The 12,127-nt window shown below is 59.3% G+C and carries 10 protein-coding genes; 7 read left to right on the top strand and 3 right to left on the bottom strand.

Translation table 11 applies throughout. The features are described 5' to 3' along the window. Positions 1–55 precede the first annotated feature (55 nt). From rho to NL154_RS21005, 6 genes are all read left to right on the top strand, one after another. Positions 56–1,321 carry a transcription termination factor Rho gene (gene rho / locus NL154_RS21030; protein ID WP_003589536.1) on the top strand — a complete coding sequence of 422 codons (1,266 nt, stop codon included), beginning with the start codon at positions 56–58 and terminating at the stop codon, positions 1,319–1,321. Between the two features lie 101 nt (positions 1,322–1,422). After that, positions 1,423–2,742 (top strand): tRNA uridine-5-carboxymethylaminomethyl(34) synthesis GTPase MnmE, encoded by a 1,320-nt coding sequence (gene mnmE / locus NL154_RS21025; RefSeq protein WP_434733298.1) that lies wholly within the window; start codon positions 1,423–1,425, stop codon positions 2,740–2,742. Positions 2,743–2,811: 69 nt separating this feature from the next. Continuing rightward, positions 2,812–4,689: a tRNA uridine-5-carboxymethylaminomethyl(34) synthesis enzyme MnmG gene (mnmG, locus tag NL154_RS21020; RefSeq protein WP_210632790.1), complete on the top strand. Its 1,878-nt coding sequence runs from the start codon at positions 2,812–2,814 to the stop codon at positions 4,687–4,689. A gap of 24 nt (positions 4,690–4,713) precedes the next feature. Continuing rightward, positions 4,714–5,331: a 16S rRNA (guanine(527)-N(7))-methyltransferase RsmG gene (gene rsmG, locus NL154_RS21015; RefSeq protein ID WP_210632789.1), complete on the top strand. Its 618-nt coding sequence runs from the start codon at positions 4,714–4,716 to the stop codon at positions 5,329–5,331. A gap of 19 nt (positions 5,332–5,350) precedes the next feature. Then, positions 5,351–6,145, top strand: coding sequence for a ParA family protein (locus NL154_RS21010; RefSeq protein WP_210632788.1), 795 nt, complete (start codon positions 5,351–5,353; stop codon positions 6,143–6,145). Positions 6,146–6,177: 32 nt separating this feature from the next. Continuing rightward, a complete protein-coding gene (locus tag NL154_RS21005; protein WP_210632787.1) occupies positions 6,178–7,059 on the top strand; it encodes a ParB/RepB/Spo0J family partition protein in 882 nt (293 codons plus the stop codon). Here the strand turns inward: NL154_RS21005 and holA are convergent, their stop codons facing one another. The 3 genes from holA to leuS are packed head-to-tail and all read right to left on the bottom strand — an operon-like array spanning position 7,060 to position 11,240. After that, positions 7,060–8,100: a DNA polymerase III subunit delta gene (holA, locus tag NL154_RS21000; protein WP_221146290.1), complete on the bottom strand. Its 1,041-nt coding sequence runs from the start codon at positions 8,098–8,100 to the stop codon at positions 7,060–7,062. 10 nt (positions 8,101–8,110) lie between these two features. Next, complete coding sequence (gene lptE / locus NL154_RS20995) at positions 8,111–8,620, bottom strand: LPS assembly lipoprotein LptE (protein WP_210632785.1); 510 nt, start codon at positions 8,618–8,620, stop codon at positions 8,111–8,113. Then, a complete protein-coding gene (gene leuS, locus NL154_RS20990) occupies positions 8,610–11,240 on the bottom strand; it encodes a leucine--tRNA ligase (protein WP_434733297.1) in 2,631 nt (876 codons plus the stop codon). Before leuS ends, lptE begins: the two co-directional genes overlap by 11 nt. 201 nt (positions 11,241–11,441) lie before the next feature. On the opposite strand from leuS, the gene NL154_RS20985 reads away from it, so the two are divergent. Continuing rightward, positions 11,442–12,101, top strand: coding sequence for a YggS family pyridoxal phosphate-dependent enzyme (locus tag NL154_RS20985; protein WP_434734121.1), 660 nt, complete (start codon positions 11,442–11,444; stop codon positions 12,099–12,101). The last annotated feature ends 26 nt before the right edge of the window (positions 12,102–12,127 follow it).

Genomic DNA, 12,127 nt, shown 5'->3' with positions numbered 1-12,127 from the left:
ATACGACCCAACATCGCCTTTCCCCTTCGAAATTGAAAAGAGTATTGGTCACTTCATGGCTGAAATGAAGCTTCAGGAACTTAAGAGCAAATCCCCGACGGATCTTCTGGCTTTCGCCGAATCGCTCGAGGTCGAGAATGCAAGCACGATGCGTAAGCAGGAGCTGATGTTTGCGATCCTCAAAATGCTTGCCAGCCAGGATGTGGAAATCATCGGCGAAGGGGTCGTCGAGGTGCTGCAGGACGGTTTCGGCTTTCTGCGTTCGGCGAACGCAAACTACCTGCCCGGTCCCGACGACATCTACATCTCGCCGTCGCAGATCCGCCGTTTCTCGCTGAAAACCGGCGACACGGTCGAGGGACCGATCCGCGGGCCAAAGGAAGGCGAGCGTTATTTCGCGCTGCTGAAGGTCAACACCATCAATTTTGACGATCCGGAAAAGATTCGTCACAAGGTTCATTTCGACAACCTGACGCCGCTCTACCCGAACGAGCGCTTCAAGATGGAACTCGAGATCCCGACCTCCAAGGATCTGTCGCCGCGTGTGATCGACCTCGTGGCGCCGCTCGGCAAGGGCCAACGCGGACTGATCGTCGCGCCGCCGCGGACCGGTAAGACCGTGCTTCTCCAGAACATCGCGCACTCGATCACGGCCAACCATCCGGAATGTTATCTCATCGTTCTCCTGATCGACGAACGTCCCGAGGAAGTGACCGATATGCAGCGCTCGGTCCGCGGCGAGGTTATCTCCTCGACCTTCGACGAACCGGCGGTGCGTCACGTCCAGGTGGCCGAAATGGTCATCGAAAAAGCAAAGCGTCTGGTTGAGCACGGGCGCGATGTCGTCATCCTGCTCGATTCGATTACACGTCTGGGCCGCGCCTATAACACGGTCGTTCCCTCCTCCGGCAAGGTTCTGACAGGTGGCGTCGATGCCAACGCGCTGCAGCGGCCGAAGCGCTTCTTCGGCGCCGCGCGCAACATCGAGGAAGGCGGTTCTCTGACGATCATCGCTACCGCGTTGATCGATACGGGCAGCCGCATGGACGAAGTCATCTTTGAAGAGTTCAAGGGTACCGGCAACTCCGAAATCGTCCTTGACCGCAAGGTTGCCGATAAGCGCATCTTCCCGGCGATGGATATTCTGAAGTCCGGCACACGCAAGGAGGACCTTCTTGTTCCGCGCCAGGATCTGCAGAAGATCTTCGTTCTACGCCGTATTCTTGCGCCTATGGGCACCACCGATGCGATCGAATTCCTGATCGACAAACTCAAACAGACGAAAAACAATTCGGACTTCTTCGATTCGATGAATACCTAATCCTTAGCCGGATTCCGATTGTGAGAGCTGGCGCATCGTCTCGATGTCGCCAGCTTTTTGTTTGAGGGAATCGATTCGGACTCGAACTGAAAACCGGACGCATGGCCATGTTGAATGATACCATCTATGCGCTTTCGAGCGGTGCTCCGCCCTCGGGTGTTTCAGTCGTCCGCGTCAGCGGTCCGCTGACCAGAGATATATTGGCCCGGCTGGCGGGATCCGTGCCGGCGGACCGATCGGCTTCCTACAGAACGATTCGGAATCGTAACAGCCAGCCGATCGACAACGGCTTGGTGCTGTTTTTTCCCGCCCCGCACTCCTTCACCGGCGAGGATGTGGCCGAGTTGCAGATCCACGGCAGTAAGGCCGTGCTGGCGGCATTGTTCTCCGAACTCGGCGATATTCCAGGTGTTCGTATGGCCAACGAAGGCGAGTTTTCGCGGCGGGCCTTTGAAAACGGCAAGCTTGATCTTGTCGAGGTTGAGGGGCTCGCCGACCTGATCGGCGCCGAAACAGAAATGCAGCGTCGTCTTGCCGTGGAGCAGAGTGCCGGCGGTGTCTCGGCAATTTACGATTCGTGGGCGGAACGATTAACCCGTGCTCGGGCCCTGATCGAGGCTGAGTTTGATTTCCCCGACGAAGACGACGTTCCAGGTTCCGTCTCGGATATGGTCTGGACCGACATGAAGCGGCTTCGTGACGATATTGGCCTTCATCTCAAATCGGCCTCGGCGGGCGAAATCATCAGGGACGGCTTTAAAGTGGTGATCGCCGGCGCTCCGAATGCCGGAAAATCGAGCCTGCTGAACGCTCTGGCCCGGCGTGACGTCGCAATCGTCACGGACATTGCCGGAACGACCCGTGATGTGCTGCAAGTCGATCTCGATATTGACGGCTATCTTGTCAAACTCTATGACACCGCCGGTCTGCGCCAGGTGGACGACCGGGTGGAAATGGAGGGCGTGCGACGCGCGCGTGTTGCGCTTCGTGATGCCGATCTTGCGCTGCTATTGGTCGACATGAGCAATCCGTTGATTCCCGGCGACTTGGAGCAGACTTTGCCCCATGTTACTGTCGGAACGAAGAAGGATCTCATTGAAACTGGTTCGGATCGCTATGACCTGCAGATTTCGACGCTGACCGGTGACGGTCTGTCGGAGTTGCGCCAGCTAATCGGGGGCATTGTCGCCGAGCGTTTCAGTGGCCTGTCTCTGGCCATCCCCAGCCGGCAGCGGCACAAGGATTCGCTGACGAAATGTTTGGCGGCGCTCGACGCGGCAATCTCGGAGATTGACGCAGATCTTGAACTGCGCACCGAACAGCTTCGGCTTGCGGCTGAATACCTGGGGAGAATTACCGGGCGGGTGGATGTCGAACAGCTGCTCGACGTGATCTTCTCGGAGTTTTGCATCGGCAAGTGATTCACGTGAAACCTTTTCCGGCGGCGCCTCTCAGGTTCACGTGAAACCCTGCTGTTTTGGAGTTTTGATATGACCGATAGTGGCTATGATGTGATCGTCATCGGCGGCGGCCATGCAGGGGCCGAGGCAGCCAGTGCGGCTGCGCGCCTCGGTGCGAAAACTGCGCTGGTTACTCACAGACGAGACACGATCGGGGTCATGTCCTGCAATCCGGCGATCGGCGGGCTCGGAAAGGGACATCTGGTTCGTGAGATCGACGCGATGGATGGCCTGATGGGCCGGGTTGCCGATGTTGCCGGCATCCAGTTCAGAATGCTGAACCGCAAAAAGGGCGCCGCTGTGCGGGGTCCACGGACCCAGGCAGACCGAAAGCTTTACCGGCTGGCGATGCTCGCCGCAATCGAAGCAATGCCAGGCTTGGACATTATCGAGGGCGACGCATTTGATCTCGATGTGCTCGATGGCCGTGTTGCTGGCGTCATCATGAAAGACGGTCGACGGCTTCAGGCGCCGGCGGTGGTCTTGACAACCGGCACCTTCCTGCGCGGCCTTATTCATATCGGCGCTGCAAAGACGCCTGCTGGTCGTGTCGGCGAAGCTCCGTCGATCGGCCTGTCCGCCACCCTGGCGCGGTTGGGGCTGCGGCTGGGACGGTTGAAGACCGGAACGCCGGCCCGGCTTGATGGCAAGACGATCGACTGGGACTCCGTCGGCCGACAGGGTGCGGATGAGGAACTTGTGCCCTTTTCCCTCATGACGAATTCCATCACCACGCGGCAGGTTGAATGCGGCGTTACCAGGACGACCGAGGCGACACACCGCATCATTATCGAGAATATCAAGCGCTCGGCGATGTATTCCGGCCAGATCGAAGGCGTCGGGCCGCGCTACTGCCCGTCCATCGAAGATAAGCTGGTGAAATTCGGAGAACGCGACGGGCATCAGGTCTTTCTTGAGCCTGAGGGACTGGATGACGACACGGTTTATCCAAACGGCATTTCGACGTCGCTGCCGGCCGAAGTTCAAGCTGCTTTCATCAAGACCATTCCGGGCCTCGAATCTGCCAAGATACTGCAGCCGGGTTATGCCATCGAATATGACCATGTCGATCCAAGAGAGCTTACCCCATCGCTTGAGGTCAAGCGACTGAGAGGTCTGTTCCTCGCGGGCCAGATTAATGGCACCACCGGCTATGAGGAGGCCGCGGCCCAGGGACTGGCAGCTGGATTGAATGCCGCACTACGCAGTTCCGATTCGGAACCGTTCCATTTCAGCCGTACAAGCTCCTATATTGGCGTGATGATCGACGACCTGACGTCGCGTGGCGTTACGGAGCCGTATCGAATGTTTACCTCGCGTGCGGAATACCGCCTGACTTTGCGCGCCGACAACGCGGACGCGCGGCTGACACCGCTGGCAATGGAGCTTGGATGTGTGGGCGCCGAGCGCGCCGAGCGATTCACGGCCTATCAGGCCGAGATTGACGCTGGCCGCGCCCAACTGATGGCGCTGACGGTGACGCCCAACCAGGCGCGACGGGCGGGCCTGAACATCAACCTCGATGGCCAGCGCCGGACGGCCTACGATCTCTTGTCCTATCCGGCCTATGATTTCGCCGCACTTCGACAGGTTTGGCCGGAAGAGTTGGGTGGGCTCCGGCCAAAAGTCATGGAGGCGTTGGAGATTGAGGCGGGTTACTCGGTTTACCTCGATCGGCAAGCGGCGGCGATTGCCGACCAGCAGCGCGACGAGGAGCGGCGGATCCCGGCGGATTTCAATTATGACGCTCTCTCCGGGCTTTCCAATGAACTTAAGGCTAAGCTCAATGCTGCTCGCCCGTTCAACGTTGCCCAGGCGGCGATTGTCGAGGGCATGACCCCCGCCGCCATTGCGCTGTTGCTGGTGCACTTGCGTCGGCAGCAGGGATTCGAACGCCAAAGCGCCTGATACAAGATGTGAGAGTCTGTGAGAATGGAATTGAACGGTTTGCGTGTTTCACGTGAAACACAGGAACGACTTCAACATTTTGCGACACTGTTTCAAAAATGGGCCAAAACGATCAACTTGGTGGCGCCGTCGACGCTCGATGCACTGTGGCGCCGCCATATCGCTGATAGCAGTCAGATTTTTCAGATCTGCCCGCGGCCTGTCACCTGGGTCGATCTCGGCAGTGGCGGCGGCTTTCCCGGTGTGATTACCGCCATCTTCCTGGCAGAGCTGCAAGACGGTTGGGTGCATCTTGTCGAAAGCAACCACAAAAAGGCTGCGTTCTTGCGAACGGCGCTACGAGAGACGAATGCACGGGGAAGCGTACACGCCACTCGAATCGAAGACGCCTATGCGGAGATCGGCGATTGCGAAGCGATCTCAGCGCGAGCCCTTGCCGATCTTGATGGGTTGATCGCCTATACAGCCCCCTGGATGCTTGGCAAGGAAAATTGCCGGGGGTTTTTTCACAAAGGCCGGGATTACCTGAGAGAAATTGCCGAAGCCCGTGGTCGGTGGGAATTCGATCTGATAGAACATGAGAGCGCCGTCGAGCAGGAATCCGTGATTTTGGAAGTATCCAATCTCCGGCGCTTGGTTTAACAGATCGGATATTGCAGCAATGGCTGGCGAACGACATCGGATAATAACCATCGCAAATCAGAAAGGTGGCGTTGGCAAGACGACCACTGCAATCAATCTGGCAACGGCGCTGGCCGCCATCGGCGAGCGTGTCCTGATCATCGATCTGGATCCGCAGGGCAATGCGAGCACCGGCCTGGGTATCGACCGTCGTGATCGCAAGCTCTCCTCCTATGACCTGATGGTCGGCGAACGCGGGATCGGCGACGTGACGCTGGAGACAGCCGTTCCCAACCTCTTCATCGTTCCTTCGACCATGGATCTGCTCGGCATCGAGATGGAGATCTCGCAGCAGAGCGATCGGGTGTTTAGATTGCGGAAGGCACTGTCCTCTCCCGAGGCTATGGCATTCTCCTATATTCTTCTGGATTGCCCGCCCTCTTTCAATCTGCTGACGATGAATGCCATGGCGGCCGCCCATTCGGTGCTGGTGCCGCTGCAATGCGAATTCTTTGCGCTGGAGGGGCTGAGCCAGCTGCTCGAGACCGTCAGTCAGATTCGGCGGACAGTAAATCCGCGGCTGGACATCCAGGGCATCGTTTTGACGATGTTCGATGCGCGTAACAATTTGGCCCAGCAGGTGGTCAATGATGTGCGGACCCATCTAGGGGAAAAGGTTTATCATACGTTAATCCCCCGTAACGTCCGGGTATCCGAGGCGCCATCCTACGGCAAGCCTGCTATTCTCTATGATCTGAAATGTGCGGGTAGCCAGGCCTATCTGCAACTGGCCTCCGAGGTCATTCAGCGTGAGCGCCAGAGACTGGCCGCGTAAGATCATTTCCGGGGTATAGGTGAGTGTAGAATATGAATGACGACGTATCGAAAAGACGACTGGGTCGCGGCCTTGCAGCACTGATTGGTGAAATGGATCAGCCTGTTCCGGTCGAAGCTGAACGCACCGTCAGCGCCGACCGGATGATTCCGATCGAATTCGTCAGCCGTAACCCACGCAACCCGCGCCGTTTCTTCGACGACACCGAACTGCACGACCTTGCGAGTTCCATCCGCCAGCACGGCATCGTTCAGCCGATCGTGGTGCGGACGATGTCGCAAGACCGATATGAAATCATAGCCGGTGAACGGCGCTGGCGTGCAGCTCAGCTCGCCGGCCTGATTGAAATCCCCGTCATTATTCGGGACGTTGACGACAAGACCGCGCTTGAGATTGCGATTGTCGAAAACGTGCAGCGAGCCGATCTCAATCCTCTCGAAGAGGCATTGGGCTATGAGCAGCTGATCGCCGAGTATGGCTATACCCAAAATGATCTTGGCGAGATCATCGGCAAAAGCCGCAGTCATGTCGCCAACTCGTTGCGTTTGCTGAAATTGCCCGATCCGGTTCGCGATCTTCTTGCTGCCGGCAGCCTTTCGGCCGGACATGCACGCGCGCTTGTTTCGACACCCGACCCGGCAAGCCTTGCCCGCACCATCGTCGCCAAGGGCATGTCGGTGCGTGATGCCGAGAAGTTGGCGCAGAACAATATCAAGGCGCAATCGGAGCCGCAGCAGCCGGCCTTGCGTCGTGATCAGAAGGATTCGGATACGCTGGCGCTCGAACGAACGCTTTCTGATGCTCTTGGGCTTGAGGTTTCAATCAATCATAAATCCGGCGGCGGCCAGATCAAGATTGCTTACAAGTCGCTGGAACAGCTCGAGGAAGTCTGCCGCCTGCTGGAAAGGCGATGATTACGCGGATCTGCGGCCGGATTGAAGGGTGGTGGAGAGAAGTGTTTGCATTGCAACGCTGTCTTCCAGCACCTGTCGCCGCCGACTCTGGAGGATCGCCGCTTGCAGGCGATTGGATTCACGCGCAATGTTTTCCGCCGACCAGTGGCGTAGTGCCTGCTCGATGATCGGCTTGCGACGAAAATGCAGATGCCGACCCATCGTCTGCATGACCTGAGGCGCCTGTACCCTTTTTTCTTCCATTTCAGCGCGCATCATGTCCAGAAGCTGGAATTGCTTCAGACAGGCCTGCAGCACCAGAAAGATCGCGGTTTTTGAACTGCTGATCTTTTGCATGGCATGTAGGAAACCGTGGAGATCACCGCCGAGGATAGCATCGACGGCGTCATCGACGGATATCGCGCTGGCGTCGCCAATTATTTCGGTTACGTGATGTTCCTCAACCGTGTTGAGGCCGCTGCAATAGAGGGCGAGCTTGCGCACTTCGTTACGAGAAGCGATGCGATCACCGCCGATCAGTGCAATCAGCGCCTGACGGGCCGCCGGGGTAATACCAAGCTTCTCCGCCCCGAGTTCAGCGTCGATCAAGCCGTTCAGAGCGCGGCTGTCGTCGGCGTAGGAGGGGATCGTCATGATGGATCGCATGGCTTCCGCAGTCTTGCGAAGCAGGGATCCTTTTTTCAGATCGCCGGCCTCGACGATCAGGTGGGCGGCTTCGAGCGGTTTTTCAGCCAGCACCGCCAGCGAGTCGACGAGGTATTTCTCGTTGGCGGCACCGCGGATCCAGATGAGTTTCTCGCCGCCGAACAGCCCGATAGACTGAGCCTCGTCAAGCAACCGTCCGGGATCCTTTTGCAGATCGCCGATATCGAGTTTGGTCATCGAGAAAGGATCATCGAGCGCGACGCCGGTCTTGCCGGCGATCTGGCCGGCCCGTTCGGAAACCAGACCGCGGTCCGGCCCGTAAATGACGAAAATCCGGTAATTCCCCGCCGATTTCTGCAGGAAAGTCTCGAATTCATGAGACTTGATTTCAGCCACTGCCCCGCCCTCAGCGGCTGAGGGCGGCGGCGAGATCGGCTCCTACGAATTCCGCCGCCTGGTCGGCCGCGCGGTTTTCGGCATCGCGGATCGCCCTTTGCTTCGCGAATTCCTGCTCGGAGAAATCGACCAGAGCCGTCGTCTGGCGACTGCCGGCCTTGATCACGCGACCATCGGCTACCGAGCTCAGCGTATAGGTGACGGTGACGGTGACGCGACCGGCGCGGGAGGTATCGCCGGATTGACGCAGCAGTGTATCGGCGACGATCGATGTAGCGCGCATTTGGACGTGATATTGTGGATTTACCGCTTCGCCGGCGCCTCGCGATGCCAGGAAGATCAGGTGATTGCGCACCTGCTGCTCGACGCGACTTGCCGCATCGGAAAAGCCGACCGAGGACAGCTTTTCCGCAACACCCGAGTTCTCCGAATAAAGCGGCCGAACCTGGCAGGCCGCAAGAAAGGCCGAGGCGGCAAGGATCATGGCGATGCCGGCATTGCGGGTGATATCAGACGACAATGTTCACAATCCTTTGGGGAACCACGATGATCTTCTTCGGCGCCTGACCGTTCAGCACGTTCTTCACCGCATCCAGTTCCAGCACGGCGTTGGTGACGGCATTCTGATCTGCGTCGCGAGAAATTGTCAATTCAGCGCGCTTCTTGCCGTTGATCTGGACGGGCAGAATGACGTCATTTTCCATGACCAGCGCTTCCATGTAGCGCGGCCATTCCGTGCGGGCGAGCAGCCCGGCATTGCCGAGCGTGGCCCAGCATTCCTCGGCAAGATGCGGCGTCATCGGTGCGACGAGCTGGATCAGGATCTCGGCAGCGTCACGCACGGCGGCACGATAGGCGATATCGCCTTCACCCGCCGCAACCCTCGTCAGCGGCGCGGCGAGCGCATTGACGAGCTCATAGATACGGGCGACGGCCTTGTTGAACCAAAGCTTGTCGTAATCGTTCTGAACGGCCTTCAGCGTCTTGTGCGCCGCCTGCGAGACTGCCAGAGCCTCCCCTTCGCTTGCCGGTGCGGGGGCAACGCTCGACAGGCCGTTAGCGGCTTCGGAAATCAGACGCCACAGGCGCTGGGTGAAGCGATGGGCACCTTCGACCCCGGCCTCGGACCAGATGACGTCACGCTCCGGCGGCGAATCGGACAGAACGAAGAAGCGGGCAGTATCGGCGCCATAGGAGGCGATAATATCGTCCGGATCGACGACGTTCTTCTTCGACTTCGACATCTTCTCGATCGAGCCGATGGCGATCTCCTCGTCTGACGCCAGCAAGAAGGCACGGCGTTTACCGTCGATCTCCTCGATACGGATATCGGCGGGAGCCACCCACTCGCGGCTGGCGCCGGAACCGCGGCTATAGGTCTCATGGACCACCATGCCCTGGGTGAAAAGACCCTTGAAGGGTTCGGTGGCGGCGACATGGCCGGTCTCGCGCATCGCGCGGGTGAAGAAACGGGAATAGAGCAGATGCAGGATCGCATGCTCGATGCCGCCGATATACTGGTCGACCGGCAGCCAGCGATTAGCCGCCTCAGGATCGGTCGGCTTGGCTTCCCATGGCGCGGTAAAGCGGGTGAAATACCAGCTTGAATCGACGAAGGTGTCCATCGTATCCGTCTCGCGGCGAGCGTCCTTGCCGCAGTTCGGGCAGGCGACATGACGCCAAGTCGGATGGCGGTCGAGCGGATTGCCGGGCTGGTCGAAGGTTACGTCCTCGGGCAGCTTGACCGGCAGATCCTTCTTCGGCACCGGCACAACCCCGCAGGCGTCGCAATGGATGACCGGGATCGGGCAGCCCCAGTAGCGCTGGCGCGAAATGCCCCAGTCGCGCAGGCGGAAATTGATCATCCGCTCGCCCTGCGGCGCATTGCCGAGGCAAGCCGCCGAAAGCCGGTCGGCGACGATATTGAAGGCTTCCTCCGTCGTCTTGCCGTCGAGGAAACGCGAATTGATCATCACGCCGTCGCCGTCATAAGCGGTGTCGCCGACGGAAAAGCTTGCGGCGTCACCATCCTTCGGCATGACGACCGGCACAACCGGCAGGCCATATTTCCGGGCAAAATCGAGGTCGCGCTGGTCTCCCGACGGGCAGCCGAAGATCGCGCCGGTACCGTAATCCATCAGCACGAAATTGGCGATGTAGACCGGCAGTTCCCAGGAGGGATCGAGCGGATGCCTGACCCGGATGCCGGTATCCATGCCCTTCTTTTCGGCGGTCTCGAGCGCGGCGAGCGAGGTGCCGGCGCGGCGGCACTCCTCGCAGAAGGCTTCGATCTCGACATTCTTCGCCGCCGCATCCTTGGCCAGCGGATGATCGGCGGCGATCGCCAGGAAGGAGGCGCCGAACAAGGTATCCGGCCGTGTCGTATAGACCGTGATTTCGGTCTCACCGGCGGGCGCCGTCTCCGGCACGATCTCCCACCGGACCGTCAAGCCTTCGGAACGGCCGATCCAGTTCTTCTGCATCAGGCGCACTTTTTCCGGCCACTGGTCGAGCGTATCCAGCGCGTCCAGCAGGTCCTGGCTGAAATCGGTGATCTTGAAGAACCACTGCGTCAGTTCGCGCTGTTCGACCAGCGCGCCGGAGCGCCAGCCGCGGCCGTCGATCACCTGTTCGTTGGCAAGAACGGTATTGTCGACCGGATCCCAGTTCACCTTCGACTGCTTGCGGTAGACCAGACCTTTTTCCAGGAAGTCCAGGAACAGATGCTGCTGGTGCTGGTAATAGTGAACGTCGCAGGTGGCGAATTCGCGGCTCCAGTCCAGCGACAGCCCCATGGCCTTCAACTGCGCCTTCATCGAAGCGATGTTCTGGTAGGTCCAGGACGCGGGGTGCACACCGCGCTCCATGGCGGCGTTTTCCGCCGGCATGCCGAAGGCGTCCCAACCCATCGGATGCAGCACGTTATAGCCCCGGGCACGCTTGTAACGGGCGACCACGTCGCCCATGGCGTAATTGCGGACATGGCCCATATGAATGCGCCCCGAGGGATAGGGGAACATTTCGAGGACATAATATTTTTCGCGCGGATCCGAATTGTCGGTCTCGAAGACCTTCTCTTCGTTCCATTTTTGCTGCCAGCGGGGCTCGGCGTCGCGCGGATTATAACGTTCGGTGGCCATGGTATTCAGAATTCCAGAAAATCAGGGGAGTTGGTCGAGACCTTCACCATGAAACCACCGTAGCGTCAAGTTTTGCAGGCGTTGCAAGCGTCCGATCTTCATGCCGCCGAAGCGATTTCGCCGGAGCGGGTCTTGGCAAGCACGGAATGGCTGGCTAGTTCATTGCCAATTCTTTTCACTGAGATATGTCGAGGCAGAATGATGGACCTTCAAGAGCGGTTGAATGACGTGCGGTCGCGGGTCGCGGCTGGGGAACGCCAGGCAGGCCGTCCGGCTGGTTCCGTTCAGATCGTCGCCGTATCGAAGACGTTCGAGGCGGATGCGATCCGCCCGGCGATCGAGGCGGGGCAGCGGGTGTTCGGTGAGAACCGGGTACAGGAAAGCCAGGGAAAATGGCCTGATCTGAAGGCCGAGCATGCTGATATCGAACTGCACCTGATCGGGCCGCTGCAATCGAACAAGGCGGCGGATGCGGTGGCGCTTTTCGATGTCATCGAGACGGTGGACCGCGAAAAGATCGCCCGCGCCCTTGCCGAAGAGATGAAGCGGCAAGGCAGGACGCCGCGGCTCTACGTCCAGGTCAATACCGGACTGGAGCCACAGAAGGCCGGCATCGCTCCCGAGGATACGCCTGGTTTCGTCGCCCTCTGCCGCGATGAGCTCGGCCTGGCCATCGACGGGTTGATGTGCATTCCGCCGGCCGACGAAAATCCCGGGCCGCATTTCGCCCTGCTGGCAAAGCTCGCATTGAAATGCGGCGTCGAAAAACTCTCCATGGGCATGTCGGGCGATTACGAGACGGCGATCGCCTTCGGCGCCACCAGCGTACGGGTGGGATCGGCGATTTTCGGCGCGCGCTGATACCTGCTTTCGTCGGGCTTTCCGTC

The sequence above is a fragment of the Rhizobium sp. YTUHZ044 genome, from assembly GCF_051123975.1.
GTDB lineage: Bacteria > Pseudomonadota > Alphaproteobacteria > Rhizobiales > Rhizobiaceae > Rhizobium.
This window is presented reverse-complemented; position numbering and strand designations above follow the sequence as displayed.

What these genes read in the sequence shown, in the direction of transcription:
- rho (WP_003589536.1), top strand. Translation starts at nt 56, where the DNA reads ATGGCTGAAATGAAGCTTCAGGAACTTAAGAGCAAATCCCCGACGGAT.
- mnmE (WP_434733298.1), top strand. Translation starts at nt 1,423, where the DNA reads ATGGCCATGTTGAATGATACCATCTATGCGCTTTCGAGCGGTGCTCCG.
- mnmG (WP_210632790.1), top strand. Translation starts at nt 2,812, where the DNA reads ATGACCGATAGTGGCTATGATGTGATCGTCATCGGCGGCGGCCATGCA.
- rsmG (WP_210632789.1), top strand. Translation starts at nt 4,714, where the DNA reads ATGGAATTGAACGGTTTGCGTGTTTCACGTGAAACACAGGAACGACTT.
- NL154_RS21010 (WP_210632788.1), top strand. Translation starts at nt 5,351, where the DNA reads ATGGCTGGCGAACGACATCGGATAATAACCATCGCAAATCAGAAAGGT.
- NL154_RS21005 (WP_210632787.1), top strand. Translation starts at nt 6,178, where the DNA reads ATGAATGACGACGTATCGAAAAGACGACTGGGTCGCGGCCTTGCAGCA.
- leuS (WP_434733297.1), bottom strand. Translation starts at nt 11,240, where the DNA reads ATGGCCACCGAACGTTATAATCCGCGCGACGCCGAGCCCCGCTGGCAG.
- NL154_RS20985 (WP_434734121.1), top strand. Translation starts at nt 11,442, where the DNA reads ATGGACCTTCAAGAGCGGTTGAATGACGTGCGGTCGCGGGTCGCGGCT.